Genomic DNA, 19,383 nt, shown 5'->3' with positions numbered 1-19,383 from the left:
GGTATAAGAGTGCAACCCATAAGGAGGTGACTATGCATACTCAATTGATCAAGACATCGCGTGTTTTAACGTTGAGCGCTATTACCGCACTAACAATTGGTTTAGCTGGCTGCGGTACAACAACGGGTGAACGCTCCGCGAGTGGCGCTGGGGTAGGTGCCGCTGTGGGTGCGGGCGCTGCCGCTGCCACGGGTGGCAGTGTCATGGGCGGTGCCGCGCTAGGCGCAGGCGTTGGTGCCGCAACGGGCGCCCTGACCGATGAAGACGATATCAATCTAGACCGCGATTAAGCGTGAAAGCCCACTGCTCGTTCGTCATTGCCTGTTTTTCTTAAGGGCCTGTTTCTCTTAAAGGATGATGTTCTTAAAGCACGGGGAGTTAACGGCATAATCGGAAACCGCGCATGCCCATGTGAAAGTGATCGGCATGCGCGGCATTGTAATCAGGCCCCAATACGTTGCCAAATGTACGGCAAGCGCCATCCCGTGCTGCTCGCAAGAACTCTCCTGTTTCCCCTTCATCATCCCAGTGGTTGATCAGCGTTATACGTTGGCCATTCTCAAACTGGAACCCGATAACATCCAGTGCTTCCGCCGTGGCATGCTCACTGCGCCGGTCGCTCTCACGATGGTAAATATTGCGGCAGGCAAAGCTGCCCACGTGATTTACCTGAGCCACGCGGCTTCCCATGATTGCTTGCGCCGCAGGCTGCAGTTCGTGACGCTCGTACATCACCCAGGCAAGCGCTAGCGGGCAGGAAGCCACAAAGCTTTGGTTAAAGCGCACGCTGCTGGCCTGCATACGTACAATATTGGTCAGTGGACAGTTTGCGGTGGGGGAGTAATCGGCAAGGGGGGTATAGCTCAGCTCGCTGTCTGGCACGGTATTCAGCGCGGCTAAACAGGCGTCTCTATTGTTGCTTAAGCGTTTGATTTTTAGCTGAGTAACGGGCGTTATTGGATCATCGATATGAAGGGGAGCCCACGGTGCCCAGTGGCGAGGAATGTCAATAATGCCTTTTTGCACGGCCACGCCAAGTGCAATAAGAGCCAATATAACCAGCGTGCTGCGCATCCAACCTCCTTGTGTACTTACGCAAACTCTACAGTCCGCGCAGAGGGTGTGCGATACTGCGCACCTTAAATAAGCGTGTTGCTTTGCTTGCTCCGCTAATGATCTTTTTGCTAGCTGTTTTCACTAACTGTTTCCACTAACTATTTTTACTAACCGTTTTTCGCTAACAAGGGAAGCGCTGTATGTCCCAAGGTACGCTTTTTATTGTTTCCGCCCCGTCGGGTGCAGGCAAAACCAGTCTGGTTCGCGAGTTGATTGAAAGCCTTGATGGCATTCAGGTCTCGGTATCGCATACTACCCGCGTTAAGCGTGACGGTGAGGTGGATAGCGTTAATTACCATTTCACCACGGTGGCTGACTTTGAAGCGATGATTAAGCGTGGCGACTTTTTTGAGTATGCCAAAGTCTTCGATAATTACTATGGTACGTCGCGCGAGGCGGTCCAAACACTGTTGAAAGCGGGCCAGGATGTTATTCTGGAAATCGACTGGCAGGGCGCGCAGCAGGTACGCAAACAAATGCCTGAGGCGGTATCCATCTTTATTCTGCCGCCATCGCTTGGCGAACTGGAACACCGCTTGGCGAATCGCGGTACGGATGAACATGCAGTGATTGCACGGCGCATGCGTGATGCGGTTAGCGAGATGTCACACTTTAATGAGTACGACTACCTGGTCATTAACGATGACTTCACCACGGCGTTTCGGGAACTGCAGTCGCTGGTGATCAGTCGCCGCTTAACGCTTACCAAGGTTAGCGAGCGCCATGCGCCACTACTGGATGCGCTCTTGTCACAGGCGCCCAGCGTCGAGTAATCTATCAGGTTCTATCACTATTCTTTTTCGCTGGGCCGGTGGCGTTATCCAACAACATCGGCCCAGCGTCGTCATTACAGGAAGGCCCCATGGCTCGCGTAACCGTTGAAGATTGTCTGGAAAATGTCGAAAACCGCTTCAAGCTGGTGATGATTTCCACCCAGCGCGCCCGCCAATTGGCACGTGGCTCGCGTGATGCCCAGCTGGCTTGGGAAAACGATAAGCCTACCGTGATGGCATTGCGTGAAATTGCGGCAGGCCTCGTGGACCACACCGTACTCGATGAACCTGTTGAAGCGCCTGTTCGCGTGCGTCCCGCCATGGCGCCCAGCGCCCAAATCGACGACTAAGGCTGAAACGAGCAGGGGCGCGGTAAATGTTCACCATTGATGACCTGGCCGATCGACTCGGCGGCTATTTACCCTCAGATGAGATCCAGCAGGTCAAGCGCGCCTTTTATTACGCCGAGCAGGCCCATGATGGCCAGCGTCGGCGCTCGGGTGAGCCCTACGTTACCCATCCGCTTGCTGTGGCCAATATTCTGGCCAATATGCACATGGACCATCAAAGCCTGATGGCCGCCATGCTGCATGATGTCATTGAAGATACCGGTGTTTCCAAAAAGGCGTTGGCTGCCCAGTTCGGCGATCCGGTGGCGGAGCTTGTCGATGGCGTTTCCAAGCTGACCCAGATCACCTTTGAAGATAAAGCCGTTGCTCAGGCGGAAAACTTCCAGAAGATGGTATTGGCGATGTCGCGGGATATTCGCGTCATTATCGTCAAGCTAGCTGACCGCCTGCATAACATGCGTACGCTTGGTGCGCTCAGGCCGGATAAAAAGCGCCGTATTGCCCGAGAAACGCTGGAAATTTACGCCCGTATTGCCGGGCGGCTAGGCATCAATACGATCCGTATTGAGCTTGAAGATCTTTCGTTTCAAGCCATCCACCCCATGCGTTCAGAGCGTATCAAGCGAGCGGTCGCCAGCGCCCGGGGGAATCGGCGTAGCGCCATGCGTGAAATCCAGTCGTCACTGCAGCAAAGCCTGGATGAAGAGGTGTTGCAGGGCACGGTTATGGGGCGGCAAAAGCACCTGCTCTCGATCTATAAAAAGATGCGCGACCAGCGTAAACCGTTTGCTGAAATCATGGACGTATTCGGGTTTCGGATCATTACCGAGGATGTCGCCAACTGCTATCGTATCCTGGGCGTGGTGCATAACCTGTATAAGCCGGTGCCGGGGCGCTTTAAAGACTATATCGCCATCCCCAAGGCCAACGGCTATCAAAGTCTTCACACTACGCTGTTTGGGCCGCGCGGCATGCCGATTGAAGTGCAGATCCGCACCCGCGAAATGGAGGCCATGGCCAATAACGGTATTGCGGCTCACTGGCTCTATAAAGCGGGGCAGACCACGCATCCGATTGCTGAAGGCAGCCATGCGCGCGCCCGGGCATGGGTGAAAGGCCTATTGGAGATGCAGCGCCACGCCGGGAACTCATTGGAGTTTATCGAACACGTCAAAAACGATCTGTTCCCCGACGATATTTACGTGTTTACCCCAAAAGGCGACATCATGGAGCTGCCCCAAGGCGCCACGGTGATCGACTTTGCGTATAGCGTGCATACCGATATCGGCAATAACTGTATTGCTTGCCGAATTGATCGCCATTTGGCGCCGCTTTCAACACGCCTGGAAAGTGGCCAGACGCTGGAAATTATCACCGCGCCCGGCGCACGCCCCAACCTTGCCTGGCTTAGCTTTGTCTCGACGGCCAAGGCGCGCTCGGCTATTCGCCACGCGCTGAAGCATCAGCAGCAAACCGAAGCGATTACGCTTGGTCGGCGGCTCCTTAACAAGGCGCTGGCGCCGTTTGAAACCAGCCTGGAAGAGCTTGACGACAGCGTGCTTCAGCAAGCGTTAAAAGAGCTGGAAATAGCCTCACAGGATAGCCTTCTGGAGTCGCTGGGCCTGGGCAACCGTATGGCGCATGTGGTCGCCAGGCGCTTGATGGACGTCGCTCATGGTGATCATCCCGATTCCCGTTCAGGTACCTTTGATGGTGGCAAAGCCGTGCTGATAAGCGGCAGCGAGGGCATGGTGATTAACTTTGCTCGCTGTTGCCATCCGCTTCCTGGCGACCCGGTGCTGGGCCATCTTTCTATGGGTAAAGGACTGGTGGTGCATCGCGCCGAGTGCAGAAACCTGATAGAGCATAAAAACGATCCTGATAAGCTGTTTACGCTTGAGTGGTCTGACGCGATTGATGAAGACTTCCCGGTAGCATTGCGGATTGAAATTGAAAGCCGTCGAGGCCTCGTCGCGGAGCTTGCAGGGCTGGTGACCGATGCTGATGCCAATATCGAGCGAATTGGCATTGAAGAGCGTGATGCGCGCCTCTCTACGGTGAATCTCACGCTGTCGGTCAAAGGCCGCGTTCACCTTGCACGTATTATCAAACGCATTCGTAATTTGCCGAACGTCGGAAAAATTACCCGTATGACCAACTAAACCTATTAAAGCGGCCTGGCCGAATTGCCATCCGGCACCGGCCACGTACCGCTATTGCAGTCATTACCTATTTTTGAAAAAAACAGACCCCCTTTTAAACTTTATACAAACACGCTGGTTGGATAATTAACGCTTAATAATGACTGGTACTGAAGAACGACGAGTACTGAATAACTGAGGAGCGAAACACCGCATGAGCAATAAAGCCGTTATTAATACTGACAAAGCCCCCGCCGCGATTGGCCCTTACTCGCAGGCGATCAAAGCGGGTAATACGGTCTATCTCTCTGGTCAGATTCCGCTAGACCCAGCGACCATGGAGCTGGTGTCCGAGGACTTCGAAGCACAGGCGCGCCAGGTATTTACCAACCTGAAAGCCGTTTGCGAAGAAGCCGCAGGCTCGCTTGGCGATGTGGTGAAACTGAATTTGTACCTGGTCGACCTGGATAACTTCGCCATCGTTAACAAAGTAATGGAAGAGTTTTTCTCTACACCGTTTCCTGCCCGCGCCGCGGTGGGTGTTAAAGCGCTGCCTAAAGGCAGCCAGGTAGAAGCCGAAGCCGTAATGGTCATCGGCGACTAAACCGTTAATGACGTTTTCGCTATAAAAAACACCGGCTGAGCGTTTAGCGCCCAGTCGGTGTTTGCGTATTGATTATCTCGTCTGCTATCGACTTTTTCGCTATCTGAAGTAACGCTTTTTTACCCGGAAGTTTTCAATCAGGCTTTCTGAGTCTCTAAAAAGCCGCCCTCTTTGAGTATCTGAGCGTAGCCTTCACGGTAGCTTGGGTAGCGAAACTGATAGCCGGTTCCAAGGATACGTTGGTTATTACAGCGCTTACTGGCCCGGCGGCGCAGCGGCGACTGCATGGTATCGGTTGATTCCACCTTCAGTTGCTTGCCTATCCAGGCCATCACGTTATGCATGGTGACCGGCTCGCAGTCGCTACCCAGGTAAAGTTCCGCCAGCGGTTGACCGCTTTCCTGGCTGCGAATTAAATGCGCCAGAATACCGGTGCAATCATCCCGGTGAATACGGTTGGAGTAGATAACCGGCGTAACCGCAGCGATGCGGCCTTCTGCTACCTGGTGAATCAAGCGGTCACGGCCAGGCCCATAAATGCCTGAAAAACGTACCACAGTGCCGGGTAGCGAATGGTTAAGCAGTAGTTGCTCCGCTTCATACATCAGCATGCCAGAGAAGCTGGTAGGGCCGGTTGGGCTATCTTCGGTCACCTCCTCGCCTTCCTGCTGACCATATACGCTGGTAGAGGAGACAAAAAAGACCCGACGTGGCGATTTTTTGTGCTGTTCCATCACGCTCAGTACGCGCTTTAGACCGTCCGGATAGGCGCTTTGGTAAGCGCTCTCTTCAAAGCGGTCAGCGCTTACGCTATAAATGACGTAGTCCGCTTGGGGGAGTGCAGATGCATTGGCCTCATCAAGATCATTAAGGTCAAGCGCCAGGGGTTCAATGCCGGTGTCTTCTAAAGCCGCTGTTTTACGACGTGCGCCAATGACGTGGTGCCCCTCATCAATCAACTGGCGTCCTAAGGTAATGCCGAGATCACCACAACCGATAATCAGTATCGTTAGCTTCACCTTGTCCACTCCTTTTGATAAATATTCCCTATTGGATACAAACTCGCTGCGAGATGTGACATCGTCATCAGCATTTCCTGTCCCTTTTCGTCCCGCTGACTGCCATGATATCCGTCATGAGCTGCTACGAGAGGATGCCCACTGGCGCCGTTATGACTTTAACAGAACTTCGCTACATCGTAACCCTTGCCCAAGAGCGCCACTTTGGTCGCGCGGCTGAACGCTGTCATGTGTCGCAGCCCACGCTTTCTGTGGCGGTGAAAAAACTGGAGGAGGAGCTTGATATACCGCTGTTTGAGCGCTCCAAATCCACGATTCAAGTAACCCCCCTTGGCGAGAAGATCATTGCTCAGGCCCAGCGCGTGCTGGAGCAAAGCCGGCTGATTTATGAAATGGCCAGCGCGGGTAAGGATCAGCTATCCAATCCACTACGCATTGGGGCTATTTACACGATTGGTCCCTACTTGTTTCCGCACCTGATTCCTGCGCTTGCCGATATCGCGCCGCAAATGCCGCTGTATATTGAAGAAGGTATGACCGGAACGTTACGTTCCAAGTTAAAAAATGGTGAGCTGGATGTCATTATTGTGGCACTACCGTTCACGGACACCGATATTGTGACCAAGCCTATTTACGAAGAGCAGTTTGAAGTCTTGATACCGGCAAATCACCGCTGGGTAGAGCGCGAGGCTATTCGTAAAGAGGAGCTGCTGGAAGAGCGCTTGCTGCTGTTGGGTGAAGGCCACTGCTTTAGAGACCAGATTCTTGAGGCGTGCCCGGCGATTAGCCAAAAGCTTAACAACCCGAATAATACCTTGATTGCCGAGGGAGGCTCGCTGGAAACCATTCGGCATATGGTGGCGTCACGGCTAGGCATTACCGTACTGCCGCAGTCAGCGTTAGGCACCGATCAGTATGAAAATGCGATGCTTGAGAGCCGACCCTTTGTCGACCCCGCCCCTTCACGAACGGTAGCGATCGCCTGGCGAGCCAGCTTTCCGCGCCCTAAAGCAATCGACGCCCTGGTGGATGCCATCAGCCAGTGCCAACAGCCCGCCCAAAAGGGTAAAGCGCGCTCATGAGCGATCTTAATGGCCCCGTCACTGCGCTTAAAGGCGTCGGTGAAGCGTTGGCGCTCAAGCTTTCGCGGTTGGGCATTGAACACGTGAGTGATCTGCTTTTTCACCTGCCGCTACGCTATCAGGATCGCACCCGGTTAACGCCAATCGGCCTGCTACGCGCCGGGCAGGAAGCGGTGGTAGAGGGTGAAGTGACCGCCTCTGATGTCGTTAAAGGGCGGCGGAGAAGCCTATTGGTACGCCTGCGCGATGGTAGCGGTATTCTAAGCCTGCGTTTTTTTCACTTTTCGCCTGCCCAACAGCAGCAGTTGCGCCCGGGCGTTTCGGTACGTGCGTTTGGTGAGGCGCGGGCTGGGGCCACCGGGCTTGAAATTTACCATCCCGAATATCGCTTGAATGCAGCGGGCGAAACGCCGGTCGATGAGTATTTTACCCCCATCTACCCCACCACCGAAGGCTTGAATCAAGCCCGCTTGCGCGCATTGACGCAGCAGGCGCTTGGCGTACTGGATAGCGCGCCCGAAGCGCTGCCGGATGTCATTCCTGACGTGCTGCGTCAGCGTTTTCACCTGCCGGGGCTGCACGCCTGCCTACATTTGCTGCATCAACCCCCGCCTGATGTTGATATTGATAAGCTTTCCAGCGGCCAGCATGCCGCCACGCGCCGTCTGGCGTTGGAAGAGCTTTTAGCGCATCAACTAAGTCTGCGTGAAGTGCGCCTGCGTATTCAGGCCGACGGCGCTCCTCAACTGCCTTCCGGGCGCAGCCTTCAGGCACGCTTTTTAGCCCAGTTGCCGTTTGCCTTAACGGGGGCCCAAAGGCGAGTGCTTGAGGAGATTGCGCTGGATTTAAGCCGCCCCGCCCCCATGCTGCGCCTGGTGCAAGGCGATGTGGGGTCGGGGAAAACCGTGGTGGCCGCCATGGCAGCGCTAGCGGCCCTGGCAGGCAATTGCCAAGCGGCGATAATGGCACCTACGGAAATCCTTGCTGAGCAGCACTACCGGGCGTTTAAGGCGTGGTTTGAGCCACTGGGTATTGAAGTCGCCTGGCTTGCGGGAAAATTAAAGGGCAAAACCCGCCTGGATGCCAAGGCAGCCATCGCCGATGGCCGCGCACGTATGGTGGTCGGCACCCACGCGCTGTTCCAGGACGACGTTCATTTTCAGTGCCTGGGACTGGCCATCATCGACGAACAGCACCGTTTTGGGGTTCACCAACGCTTGGCTCTGCGTGAAAAAGGCGAAGCGGGTGGGTTAACGCCGCACCAACTGATCATGACCGCGACACCTATTCCCCGCACGCTGGCCATGAGCGCCTATGCGGACCTGGATGTCTCGGTAATTGACGAGCTACCGCCGGGGCGTACGCCGGTTAAAACGGTAGTGGTGTCTGACGAGCGCCGCCCGGAGGTTGTTGAGCGGATTCGCCGTGCCTGCAGCGATGGTCGCCAGGCCTATTGGGTGTGCACGCTGATTGATGAGTCCGAAGTGCTGCAGTGCCAGGCGGCGGAAGTCACCTGTCAGGAACTAACCGACGCGTTACCGGAGCTTGCCATTGGCTTGATCCACGGGCGAATGAAGGCCAGCGAGAAGGCCGACGTGATGGCTGCTTTTAAAGAGGGTGAACTGGATCTGTTGGTCGCTACCACAGTGATTGAAGTGGGGGTAGATGTACCGAACGCCAGCTTGATGATTATTGAAAATCCGGAACGCCTGGGGCTTTCTCAGCTTCACCAATTGCGTGGTCGCGTGGGTCGAGGGAGCACGGAGAGCTTCTGTGTACTGCTTTATCACCCGCCGCTCTCCAAAAGCTCCCGCCAGCGCCTAAGCGTCATGCGTGAGACCACCGATGGTTTCCGTATCGCTGAAAAAGATCTGGAAATCCGCGGCCCGGGCGAGGTGTTAGGCACCCGACAAACGGGCCTGGCACAGATGAAAATAGCCGACCTGGAGCGCGATGCTGACCTGTTAGAGCGCGTCACCGCGTTAGCGTGCGAGCTGCAAAGCGAACCGCAAATAACCGCCGTGCTGGTACGGCGGTGGTTGGGCGAAGCCGCAGGCCGCTACGGACAGGTGTAGCGGTCAGTAACGGTACGTTTAAACGCTAACGTTAGGGCGGGTAGCTTCCTCGATGGAGGCTGATGTGCGGGTCAAGCGATTCGCCGCCTCACCCAAAGGCGCTAGCTGTTCGGTGATGAGGCGTAGCTGGCTTTGAATAGGGCGATACATCACCACGGCCTGTTCGTCAGAGCTTGCCCTGCCGGACTCATCCAGCTGTGTGAGTAGCTCGCTGACGGGCTCATTGAGCGGTGCAACCAGCTGACGTTTGTCCAACTGCTCGGCAAGCTGGTCCAAAAGTTCACTGATCCGTTTAGCGGATGGCATCAAGGCGGCGTCATCCTCGCCTTCCAGCAAGCGGTGCCGGTGGGCGCCCAAGGCCGAGAGGTGGCTAAGCAGCGTATTGGAGAGCACTAAAAAGCGTAGGCCATTATCGGCATCCTGTTTGCGGTAGTGGCCTGGCTCGTGAAGCATATTGGTGAGCAGGGTAGAAAGCGCGGCATCGGCATTGTGGGCATTGCGCCGTGCCAAGCGGTACGCAAGGTCGTCCTGCTTGCCCTCTTCGTATTGATGGATAATTTCATCCAGATAGCGGCGGTGGTTGGTAAGCGTCTTCGCCGCTTCCCGATACAGCCGGCGGCCCTGCCAATCGGGCAGAATAAAAAACACCGCGAGTCCAGCAATCAGCGAGCCAATTAAGGTGTCAAACAGGCGCGGCCAGATAAGGTCGAAGCCGTCGCCTACCTGGTTAAAGCTGCACAGCACCAGCAACGTGATGGCCGCTGTCGCCACGACATAGCGTTTTTCCCGGTTGGCAAAAAAGGTGACGCCAGCGGCCACCGCAATCACGCTCTGCACGCTTGGCTGGGGAAACAGGCTGATCGACACCCAGCCTGCCGTAAGGCCAAGTACCGTGCCCAAAATGCGTTGGGAAAGAAAGCGTCGCGTTGTAGCGAAGTTAGGCCGACATACAAACAGGGTAGTCAGCAAAATCCAGAAGCCTTGTTCGGGGTCCAGCCACTGAAGCAGGCCGTAGCCCGCCATGAGCGCGGTTGTCAGGCGTACCGCGTGGCGAAAGGTGGGCGAGCCAAGGGTAAAGTTGAGCTGTACTCGCTTCCACGCTTCCAGCAGGCTGGAGGGCGAGCGATCATAGAGCGCGCTATCTTCGCGGTCGTTGGTGGTATCCGGGTTATGAGCACTGGCGATCTGTGCTTCGAGCGTCGCGAGGTTGTCCGCCAGCGCATTAAGCGGGTGCATCAGTTTGCGCCATTCGGGTTTGCCGCGTTCGCTCAAATTATCGATAGAGGCCCTAAGGTCGGCCAAGGCTTGTTCACTCTGCTTATGGTCAAAAGCGCGCTTCAGCAGTAACGATTTGGCTAGCTGACGGCAGGCGCGGCCCTGCTGATCCAAAAGCCGCTGGCAGCGAAACAGTACGTCATGGTGAAAAAATGCTTCGGTGAGGGCGCTGTAGGGGTAATGGGTCGAGCTTGCCCGTTCATGAATATCCTGAGCAATAAAGTATATCTGCAGGTAACGGTTAAGCTTTTGACTTCCACGCTGGCCTTCCAGACGACGAAAAATCATCTCTTTTGCCTGGTTGAGGGCATCCACCACTTTGCCGTTCTGGCGTGCCAGCGCCACGCGACGGGCTTCTACATCGACCCCGCGTACGGGTTCAAACAGCGCTGATTTAAGAATCAGAAACTCGCCCAGCGTCTTGTACACGCGCGCCATGCTCTGCTTGACGGGTTGACGAGAAAAAAGAACACACCAGACAACGGAAATAACCCCGTACCAGGCCGCACCCGCCAACAGCAGCAACTGGCGTGAGGCCACATCGGCATCCACGCCGCCGTGCTGCTCAATATTGATCATTGAGTAGATCGATAAAATCAGCGTGCCTGAGGCAATCGTGGCGTATCGCTGGCCGATAGCGCCCAACATGATGAGGGTGAACGTGGATATTCCCAGCCCCAGCGCAAACAGCCATGGCCAAGGAAACAGCCACTGCACGATAAATGAGGCTGAGGTAAAACATACCAGGGTTACCAGCAATGCCTGTAAGCGGCCTTGCCAGCTGTCATCGGTTTCGGAGAGCGCGCAGGCGATAATGCCCAGAAACAGCGGTATTACCAGGGCGATGTCGCCAAGAAAAAGGCTAAATAGCAGGGCTGCGCTGAATGCGATAAAAACGCGCAGGCTATAGGCAAACTTATCAAGTGTCCAAAGACGCCGAAGCGGCAGTGAAATAGGCATAGACGCTCTTATTGTCAGTCGTTGTTAGACTTTAGTATAAGCCCTAGGGCTGGTTCGTTGCTATGGTTTTGGGGTTATCACGTTATGCGTTTTTGGAGCAGATAAGCCCCTACCATTCGACCACACGCTTGCCTATATTATCGCCATTGAGCAACCCAATGAGCGCTGGAGCCACGCTGTCGAGTCCACCGCTTACTTTATCGAGCCGCCATGCGATATTTTTTTGATCAACCAAAGGCGCCATAAAGCGCTGAAAGTTGTTCCAATGCGTTAGATAATCGGGCACGACAAAGTGATGGATTGCGACCCTTTTTTTCCTCAGCTGGGCAAAATTATCCGGACTTTTACGCGGGCTGCGGGTTTGGTATTGGCTTACTAACCCGCAAAGCACGAGGCGTCCATTCGGTCTCATTGCGTCAATCGCAGCAGTAAAAGCGCTGCCCCCGATATTTTCAAAATTGAGCGTAATACCGGAAGGCGCCGCGTTATTAAGTTGCCTGGCGTAATCAGGATGGCGGTGATTAAGTACGGTCTTGAACCCCAAACGGTGTAGCCAATCACGCTTGTCGGTACGTCCGGCTGTCACGATCACGTTTGCCCCTTGGCGCTGTGCAAGCTGTGCGGCAATAGAGCCAACTGCACCGGCAGCGGCACTTACCAGTACGGTATCTTCAGCGGTGGGCTGCCCCAGTAACTGCATGCCTACCCAGGCAGTAAACCCCGTCATTCCTAATGGATGCAAGTAGGCGTCGGGGTCACTGCCCGCCGGTACGCGCATCAGGTGCTGTCCGTCAGTGGCAATGAGCTCCTGCATGGGGAGGTGGCCCACGACGAGATCGCCCCGCTTAAACCCCGGCTCACTGCTGGTAACTACCTCGGCCATGGTCCAGCCTGATAGGGTGCTGCCAGCCTTCCAGCGCTCAATATAGTCATACCCGCTGGACTGCATCCGCGTGCGCATGTAGGGGTCAACGCTGATCGCGAGAGGCTTTAGCAGTAATCGTGTTATGTCTGGCAGGCTAATTTCTATCTTTTCGATGTGCTCGCAACGCAACTCCCCCTCAGGTAAGTGAGCAATCGTTAAGCCTGTCGTTTTTTTCCTGGATACGGTCATAGCGGTCCGTTCATTACATTAATAGCGCTAACGTTACCGGGAATAAACGCAAAAGGCCTGTTTAAAATCGCTGTGCAAACGTTATGGAGGGAGAAAGGCAGGTGAAACGCGTAGGAACCCGCCACCTACGGGTGGCGGGTAGAACCGCTGGAAGAAGCGTTATAAATACTTCAGCAGTTTTTGCAGCTTGTTCATATCGGTGGAGTCACCGACAAGGCGTACCTCGCCGTTGAGCATTCCATCGAGGAAAGCTTGCTGCGTTGGCTTTCTAAGGATACGTAATGCGGCTTCCTGATCACGAAAGCGCAATTCAAGATCCAAATCGACTGGCAGGCTTTTACCTGAAGAGACCCCTTTGGGGGTCATCCGGTAGTAGCGAGCAATGCTCAAGTCTTCCGTCGCAATGCCCCAGTCCAGGTGGCGCATCCTTTCAAGCTGTTCACGAAAGCGCGGCTTGCGGCGCAGGGCACGCTTGAGCATTAGGCTCAATAGCCACAGCGTCAGCTTGAGTTTCATTAGGAAACGGCGTCCTTAAGCGCTTTACCCGGCTTAAAGGCAACATTTTTGCTGGCCGGAATTTGTAAGGGTGCGCCCGTTTGCGGGTTTTTGCCGGTACGTGCTGCACGCTCACGCACGGTAAAGGTACCAAAACCAATCAATGCCACATCTTCGCCTTTTGCAACGCTGTTGGTGATTTCATCCAGAATAACATTCAGGACTTGGCCTGCTTTGTCTTTGGATAGGTCGGCACTCTCAGCGATGGCAGCGGCGAGTTCAGGTTTGCGCATAGGAAGTTCCCCTCATTAACGTTAAGCGTAAAGCATAGCGGTGTTGTTAAAAGTACTCACTAGACTGGGCTAGCTTATCCAGCCTAGACGTGAGCGCGATAAAAATCAGCCCAGCAGTGTGGGAGCTGCTCGGGAAAGCTCCACTTTCCGTCTCACGCAGCCGCCTGTCAACGCAAAACCGACTAAATTCCCGTCTTTATCTTCGGCAAGCGCCGTCATATCACCCCCTTCGCCCTCAATTCGCCAGTGTTCGGGTATCGCCGAAGGCGGATAGGCCACTACGGGCAATAGCGGCGTTTTCACAATGATGGGCCAGGCGCCGAAGCTGACCTGCGTTGGTGAGCCGGCAAGCGTTGCCGAGAGTGCTTTGGCACTGGCTTGTAATGGCTGGACGTACATGGCATTGAGGCCTTCTATGCAAGCAACATCGCCCAAGGCATAAATATGCGGGTGCGAAGTGCGCAGATACCGGTCTACCTGAATACCTTGTGGTGAAACGGCAAGCCCGGCGGCCTTTGCCAGCGCGGTTCTTGGCGTAAGGCCGGTTGCCAGTAAAACAATATCGGCGTTGACGGTGTTATCGTTACTAAGCGTTAGCCGAACCGTGCTGTCATTATTTGGGGCTAACTCTTTAATCGTGCGGTGAAGCGCAAGCTTTATACCGGCTTCCTGAAAGGCATCACTCAGCGCAAACCCCAGCGGTTCTGGTAATAGCTTGGGTAACGGCGTGGCCTCTGGAGCAATCAGAGTGACTTGATGGCTACCTGCCTGCAGGTCGTTGGCAAATTCACAGCCGACTAATCCTGCGCCGATAACGGCAATGCGCGCAGGGCGATCGTTCAGCGCGTGATGGAACCGGCGATAGTCGTCGAGATCATTAATGGTAAAGCAGTAGCGAGCAACGCTTTCTGGAATGGCAAACGGCACCCGGGGTTCAGCACCGGTCGCCAGCGCCAGCGTATCGTAGGCAAGTGTTTGCCCGTCACTAAGCTGCACGGTGTGCGTGTCTGGTGTCACGTGTTCTACTGACGTATGGGTAAGCACATGGGCATCCAACTCATCGGCCAGTACCGCGGCTGAATGCCTGGCCAGTTGGTTGGGCGAGAGGCGTTTTGCAAAGCCGGTAGATAACAGCGGCTTGCTGTAGTCCTTGCCGCTGTCTGCGCTCACCAAAATAATCGAGCGCTTATCGCCTTGGCGACGTAGCGCACGGGCAAGCCCAATGCCTGCCATGCCGGTACCAATGATGATCAACTCAGCGTGGCCAGTCGGGTTGCTAACCGGATGTGATGCAGACATGCCATCCCCAAATAATCGGTGTCGTAAAAGCTTTTAAGACCACCATGTTACACTAGCTTCTCTGTTTTTTGCCCAGGAGTATCTGGTGGTGACGTTCTCTTTTCGGCAAGCGTATGCCTTTCCTGTTTGGCAGCCCGTGGCTGCGTTACGCCCCGCCATGAGCGCTGCCTGGTGGGAGTGGGTTGCGTCTACGGATTCGCTAACGGCTCGCTTGCAAGCGGCAGGCGCAGGGCAACCATTCCGTGTTCGCCTGCTGCGCCAGGGCGTCGGCGTGCCTCTGCGTGATGAAGCGCAGGCGTTGGGGATTGAGCTTCGTCGCTATGCCTGGTTAAGGGAGGTCGCCCTGTGCGTGGGTGATAATCCTTGGGTAGTCGCACGTTCGGTTGCTCCCTTAACACAATTAAAAGGCCAGCGATTGGAGCAACTTGGTGAGCGCTCGCTGGGCAGTTGGCTGTTTCGCCAGCCAGATTTAGTACGCGGCCCGCTTGAAGCCACGAGCGGTGCGCCACGTTTTGCCTTCCCTCAGGATGCTGGCGTGAAAAGTTGTTGGGGGCGGCGCTCAGTGTTTCAACATGGTGGGTTATCGCTACTCGTACAAGAGTACTTTTTATCCACCATGGCAGATGACCTTCGTTTGTCTTCGCGGTAGGCTTGCTCGGCATCTCTTCTTTACGTGAGGTAGGCATGGATCGTTCTTTGTTGCGGCCAGTCGGATGGGCGCGAGTCGCTGATTTTTTACACTTAATGCGCCTGGACCGCCCCATTGGTACCTGGCTATTGATGTGGCCTACCTTATGGGCGCTTTGGGTGGCTACAAACGGGGTGCCTGGCCGCAACGTGCTGCTTATTTTTGTGGCAGGTGTTTATGTTATGCGCGCTGCTGGCTGCGTTGTGAATGATTACGCTGACCGCCATGTTGATGGCCACGTTAAGCGCACGAAACATCGTCCACTGGCGACGGGGCGAATCAGTGAAACCGAAGCCAAACTGCTGTTTATTGGGCTGGTCACTGTTGCGTTTGTGTTAGTGCTGCTGACCAACTGGTTTACGGTGCTGCTGTCGATTGGTGGCGTGATCCTGGCGTTTATCTACCCCTTTATGAAGCGTTACACCCATCTTCCTCAGGTGGTGCTGGGGGCGGCTTTTTCGTGGGCAATCCCCATGGCATTTGGGGCGGTGCTGGGCTATGTACCTGTGGAAGCCTGGTTGCTGTTTTTTGCGAACGTACTGTGGACGGTTGCCTACGATACCCAATACGCCATGGTCGACCGTGACGATGACCTGAAAATTGGTATTAAATCAACGGCGGTGCTGTTTGGCAGTGCAGACCGCTTGATGATTGGATTACTGCAACTGGCGACGTTGGTGCTGTTAGCCTTTGTGGGTGTTCGTGTGGGGCTGGGTGGTTTTTTCTGGCTGGGCCTTGCCGGTATGGCGGCCACCTTTATTCATCAACAGCGCCTGATTCGGCATCGTGAACGCGACCCGTGTTTTCAGGCTTTTTTGAATAACTACTGGTCAGGGCTGCTGGTTTTTGCCGGAATTGCGCTAAGTTGGTGGCCAGTGGCCGGGCCGCTCTAGCAAAGCGTGATTAGGCCTGTCATTCGTTCTTGTTATTGGCTATTGTCATATAAGTGTCATCAAGTCATGGTGTTATTGTCACTGAGATGTCATTGAATTACCTTTCATTGAGCACCGTGAGGCCCTGGAATGACCGCCAAGACCGTTTTGATTGTCGATGATGAAGCACCTATTCGCGAAATGATCGCAGTGGCGCTGGAAATGGCTGACTATCGCGTGCTTGAAGCGGATAACGCCCAGGATGCCCACGCGTTAGTCGTTGACCATCAGCCTGACTTACTGCTTCTGGATTGGATGATGCCAGGTACCAGTGGTATTGAGTTGGCGCGACGCCTTAAGCGTGAAGAAGCAACCGCCGAAATGCCGATTATTATGCTCACCGCCAAGGGTGAGGAAGACAATAAGATTCAAGGCCTTGAGGCGGGCGCGGACGACTATATCACCAAACCCTTCTCGCCCCGTGAGTTGGTCGCGCGCTTGAAAGCCGTATTGCGACGCACCACCCCACGTGGCGTAGAAGACCCCATCGAAATTAACGGCCTTCTACTCGACCCCGTCAGCCACCGTGTTAGTGCGCATGGCAAGGCGCTGGAAATGGGGCCCACTGAATATCGCCTGCTGCAGTTCTTTATGACCCACCAGGAGCGAGCCTATACACGCAGCCAACTGCTGGACCAGGTATGGGGCGGCAATGTGTATGTTGAAGAACGCACAGTGGATGTACATATTCGGCGCTTGCGTAAGGCGTTAGGCGATGTGCACCAAAACCTGATTCAGACGGTACGGGGTACCGGTTATCGTTTCTCAGCCCGGGTGTAACTGTGCGCCTATGGAGCCGTGAGCTTTGGCGTATTGCCTGGTTAGCGACCATAGGTGTTTGCCTGGGGTGGCTATTAGGTTCAGCGGGCCTTGGTTTGGCAGCCGGGTTGGCCGTTTGCCTTTTTTACCATTTACGCCAACTGCGCGTCCTCTTTCAATGGTTAACCCTTAATCCTCATAATGAGCCCCCGGCTGCGGGTGGCATGTGGGGGGATTTGCTTGACCGTCTTTACCGCTACCAAAAAAGCCAGCGCATTACACAAGGTCGATTGCGGTCTACGCTCGCGCGTATCCAGGAATCCTCAGAGGCCATGCGCGACAGCGTGGTAATGCTCGACCGCCACGGTGATTTGGAGTGGTGGAACAGTGCAGCGACGGATATGCTGGGCTTACAAACCGCGCACGATCGTGGCCAGCACATTACCAATTTGTTGCGTGACCCACGCTTTATTAGCTACTTCAACGCCCGCGATTACAGCGAACCGCTTACGCTGACCTCACCCATTGATGAACGCAGCATTCTGCAATACCAAATTACCTTGTATGGCGACGATGAGCGCCTGGTGATGGCGCGGGATATCACTCGTTTGCACCGTCTTGAGGAGATGCGCAGAGACTTTGTGGCCAACGTCTCCCATGAGCTGCGTACGCCGCTTACTGTTCTTTCTGGCTACCTCGAAACCTATGGTGACTTGGCTGAGCAGCTTCCGCCTCGCTTGGGCCGAGGGATCGAGCAAATGCAGGACCAGACGCAGCGCATGCAAAATCTGGTTAACGACCTGCTGCTTTTGTCACGCTTGGAAATTGATCAAGGCGGGCAGGACCATCAGGCGCTGTCGGTTGAGCAATTGCTTAATAGCGTCTGCCAGGATGCATTGGCGCTATCGCACCGTAAGCATGTTGTCCGTGTTGCTATTGAAAGTGACGCCCAGCTCATAGGGAGCGAGCAGGAAATACGTAGCGCCATTTCTAACCTGGCTTTCAATGCGGTGCGATATACCCCAGAGGGTAGCCAAATTATACTGCGCTGGGCGCCCATGGAAGATGGAAGCGCATGCATAGAAGTAGAAGATGATGGAGAGGGCATCGATCCTGTCCACCTTCCCAGGCTAACGGAACGCTTTTATCGGGTTGATAAAGGTCGAAGTACCGCGACAGGCGGTACTGGGCTTGGTCTTGCCATCGTTAAGCATATCCTGCTGCGCCATGATGCTCAGCTTCAGGTTGAATCGCATCCTGGCGAAGGTTCGCTATTTCGCTGTACTTTCCCCGCCACTCGGCTGGCTGCTACCTCCTAGCCGCCTTTCTCTGGTCTTCTGTATAACCTTTATCCAAGCGTGCCATATGGACAGCCATCTATGGTTCAAGTCTGCTCATGTGTCATTTTTAGTCAGTTATGGTGGTCCCTTATACTCGATCAGCGAGCATGATTGGCACGCGGGATTTATTTTAAGTTGTTTATTAATAAGAAATATTTTTTTATTTTTGTTTTTTGGCATTACATCTGCATTAAGTTGGGAAAGGAAGATTACCGCAGGAAATGGTACGCCAGGAAGGCACTTCCTTAAGATTAGCGGTATCAACAGCGATCGAGGAGAAGGAACATGATGTCCAAGGAACTACTCAAGAAAGCTGGGATTTTAGGTGTAACATTCGGTTTACTGGCAAGCCCCTTCGCTTTTGCCCAAGAGCCAGTAGATCCGAGCCACGATATTACAGCTGATGAAGAACCCATGCAGCCGCAATCATCTGGTACAGGTGCAGGTGGTGATGCATCTACCTATGATGCAGACGACCTTTCAGATATGAACGGTGAAAGTGCAGGCGATACTACTCGTCCCGGTGCAGGTTCTTCTCAACATGAAACTCATAATGAGTCGATGGATGGTGGTCCAACGGGTGTAACAGGTGGCGGCGATACGTCATTTGAGCCGAGCGACCTGCCTGAGCAAAATAGCTCTGTGACCACTGGTCAAGACCAGTGACCAGCGGTTTAAACACTCAGTGCTAAAAATTTGTACTACAGTTTAGGAACGAGCACGGGATAAGGATGTCCCATCGCATGGATGCTCACCGATTCATGGATTGAATCAAGCGACAATCAGAGCGTTAGTCAGGGTAAATTCCAAGGTTGGAGTCCCGCAAAAGGAGTGGAAGCTAGCGCTAGATATTGTCCATAGATGCGAGGTTAGGGCCCTGCCATGGCAGGGCCTAATCTTGTTATGTAGCCCTTGATGAGCCGTCGTGTTTGGCTGGTTTTAAAACTGAACCTTTCCTATCTACGTTTTTTTAACATTACCCTCGCTCAAATAGTTTTTTCACGATTCTCTTGTCCCACGGCGTGATGACCCCTTTCATGCTTTTTAAACGCAAAGGTTGATAACGAG

19 protein-coding genes are annotated in these 19,383 nt (G+C 54.5%); 12 read left to right on the top strand and 7 right to left on the bottom strand.

Annotation, left to right across the window (positions count from 1 at the left end; genetic code table 11):
• The first annotated feature begins 32 nt into the window (after positions 1-32).
• Positions 33-290 carry a hypothetical protein gene (locus ACT3T7_RS10940; protein ID WP_444631057.1) on the top strand — a complete coding sequence of 86 codons (258 nt, stop codon included), beginning with the start codon at positions 33-35 and terminating at the stop codon, positions 288-290.
• 88 nt (positions 291-378) lie between these two features.
• On the opposite strand, the gene ACT3T7_RS10935 is transcribed toward ACT3T7_RS10940, so the two are convergent.
• Complete coding sequence (locus ACT3T7_RS10935) at positions 379-1,074, bottom strand: extensin-like domain-containing protein (protein WP_444621742.1); 696 nt, start codon at positions 1,072-1,074, stop codon at positions 379-381.
• Positions 1,075-1,256: 182 nt separating this feature from the next.
• Here ACT3T7_RS10935 and gmk point away from each other — a divergent pair, with 182 nt between their 5' ends.
• The 4 genes from gmk (at position 1,257) to ACT3T7_RS10915 (ending at position 4,984) form a co-directional block, all read left to right on the top strand.
• On the top strand, positions 1,257-1,889 hold the full coding sequence (gene gmk / locus ACT3T7_RS10930) for a guanylate kinase (RefSeq protein WP_172116786.1): 633 nt from the start codon (positions 1,257-1,259) through the stop codon (positions 1,887-1,889).
• Between the two features lie 89 nt (positions 1,890-1,978).
• Complete coding sequence (rpoZ, locus tag ACT3T7_RS10925; protein ID WP_087110274.1) at positions 1,979-2,239, top strand: DNA-directed RNA polymerase subunit omega; 261 nt, start codon at positions 1,979-1,981, stop codon at positions 2,237-2,239.
• Between the two features lie 26 nt (positions 2,240-2,265).
• Positions 2,266-4,401 carry a RelA/SpoT family protein gene (locus tag ACT3T7_RS10920; protein WP_172116787.1) on the top strand — a complete coding sequence of 712 codons (2,136 nt, stop codon included), beginning with the start codon at positions 2,266-2,268 and terminating at the stop codon, positions 4,399-4,401.
• Between the two features lie 193 nt (positions 4,402-4,594).
• Positions 4,595-4,984, top strand: coding sequence for a RidA family protein (locus tag ACT3T7_RS10915; protein ID WP_087110278.1), 390 nt, complete (start codon positions 4,595-4,597; stop codon positions 4,982-4,984).
• A 137-nt stretch (positions 4,985-5,121) separates the two neighbouring features.
• Here ACT3T7_RS10915 and ACT3T7_RS10910 read toward each other — a convergent pair whose 3' ends face one another.
• Positions 5,122-6,003 carry an SDR family oxidoreductase gene (locus ACT3T7_RS10910; protein WP_444631055.1) on the bottom strand — a complete coding sequence of 294 codons (882 nt, stop codon included), beginning with the start codon at positions 6,001-6,003 and terminating at the stop codon, positions 5,122-5,124.
• 152 nt (positions 6,004-6,155) lie between these two features.
• On the opposite strand from ACT3T7_RS10910, the gene ACT3T7_RS10905 reads away from it, so the two are divergent.
• The gene (locus tag ACT3T7_RS10905) at positions 6,156-7,085 is read left to right on the top strand and encodes a LysR substrate-binding domain-containing protein (RefSeq protein ID WP_444631054.1); all 930 of its coding nucleotides are present in this window, start codon (positions 6,156-6,158) and stop codon (positions 7,083-7,085) included.
• Positions 7,082-9,160, top strand: a complete 2,079-nt coding sequence (gene recG / locus ACT3T7_RS10900; protein ID WP_444631053.1) for an ATP-dependent DNA helicase RecG — start codon at positions 7,082-7,084, stop codon at positions 9,158-9,160. Before ACT3T7_RS10905 ends, recG begins: the two co-directional genes overlap by 4 nt.
• A gap of 18 nt (positions 9,161-9,178) precedes the next feature.
• Here the strand turns inward: recG and yccS are convergent, their stop codons facing one another.
• The 5 genes from yccS to ACT3T7_RS10875 all read right to left on the bottom strand — a co-directional run bounded on the left by yccS (position 9,179) and on the right by ACT3T7_RS10875 (position 14,596).
• A complete protein-coding gene (gene yccS / locus ACT3T7_RS10895) occupies positions 9,179-11,395 on the bottom strand; it encodes a YccS family putative transporter (protein ID WP_444631052.1) in 2,217 nt (738 codons plus the stop codon).
• A 109-nt stretch (positions 11,396-11,504) separates the two neighbouring features.
• Positions 11,505-12,509 carry a zinc-binding dehydrogenase gene (locus tag ACT3T7_RS10890; RefSeq protein ID WP_444631051.1) on the bottom strand — a complete coding sequence of 335 codons (1,005 nt, stop codon included), beginning with the start codon at positions 12,507-12,509 and terminating at the stop codon, positions 11,505-11,507.
• A 159-nt stretch (positions 12,510-12,668) separates the two neighbouring features.
• Positions 12,669-13,025, bottom strand: coding sequence for a hypothetical protein (locus ACT3T7_RS10885; protein ID WP_444631050.1), 357 nt, complete (start codon positions 13,023-13,025; stop codon positions 12,669-12,671).
• On the bottom strand, positions 13,025-13,297 hold the full coding sequence (locus tag ACT3T7_RS10880; RefSeq protein ID WP_018918476.1) for an HU family DNA-binding protein: 273 nt from the start codon (positions 13,295-13,297) through the stop codon (positions 13,025-13,027). The genes ACT3T7_RS10885 and ACT3T7_RS10880 overlap by 1 nt, the downstream gene beginning before the upstream one ends.
• 105 nt (positions 13,298-13,402) lie before the next feature.
• On the bottom strand, positions 13,403-14,596 hold the full coding sequence (locus ACT3T7_RS10875) for an NAD(P)/FAD-dependent oxidoreductase (protein ID WP_444631049.1): 1,194 nt from the start codon (positions 14,594-14,596) through the stop codon (positions 13,403-13,405).
• Positions 14,597-14,681: 85 nt separating this feature from the next.
• On the opposite strand from ACT3T7_RS10875, the gene ACT3T7_RS10870 reads away from it, so the two are divergent.
• The 5 genes from ACT3T7_RS10870 (at position 14,682) to ACT3T7_RS10850 (ending at position 18,981) form a co-directional block, all read left to right on the top strand.
• Positions 14,682-15,245, top strand: a complete 564-nt coding sequence (locus ACT3T7_RS10870; protein WP_444631048.1) for a chorismate--pyruvate lyase family protein — start codon at positions 14,682-14,684, stop codon at positions 15,243-15,245.
• A gap of 35 nt (positions 15,246-15,280) precedes the next feature.
• Positions 15,281-16,177 carry a 4-hydroxybenzoate octaprenyltransferase gene (gene ubiA, locus ACT3T7_RS10865; RefSeq protein WP_444631047.1) on the top strand — a complete coding sequence of 299 codons (897 nt, stop codon included), beginning with the start codon at positions 15,281-15,283 and terminating at the stop codon, positions 16,175-16,177.
• A gap of 129 nt (positions 16,178-16,306) precedes the next feature.
• The gene (gene phoB / locus ACT3T7_RS10860) at positions 16,307-16,996 is read left to right on the top strand and encodes a phosphate regulon transcriptional regulator PhoB (RefSeq protein ID WP_087110299.1); all 690 of its coding nucleotides are present in this window, start codon (positions 16,307-16,309) and stop codon (positions 16,994-16,996) included.
• Between the two features lie 2 nt (positions 16,997-16,998).
• The gene (gene phoR / locus ACT3T7_RS10855; RefSeq protein WP_444631046.1) at positions 16,999-18,294 is read left to right on the top strand and encodes a phosphate regulon sensor histidine kinase PhoR; all 1,296 of its coding nucleotides are present in this window, start codon (positions 16,999-17,001) and stop codon (positions 18,292-18,294) included.
• A gap of 306 nt (positions 18,295-18,600) precedes the next feature.
• On the top strand, positions 18,601-18,981 hold the full coding sequence (locus tag ACT3T7_RS10850) for a hypothetical protein (protein WP_444631045.1): 381 nt from the start codon (positions 18,601-18,603) through the stop codon (positions 18,979-18,981).
• The last annotated feature ends 402 nt before the right edge of the window (positions 18,982-19,383 follow it).

It is taken from the genome of Halomonas sp. 111, assembly GCF_052379685.1.
In the GTDB taxonomy this organism is placed as follows: Bacteria; Pseudomonadota; Gammaproteobacteria; order Pseudomonadales; family Halomonadaceae; genus Vreelandella; species Vreelandella citrativorans.
The sequence above is the reverse complement of the archived record's forward strand: the minus strand, read 5'-3'. Positions and strand labels throughout refer to the sequence as shown.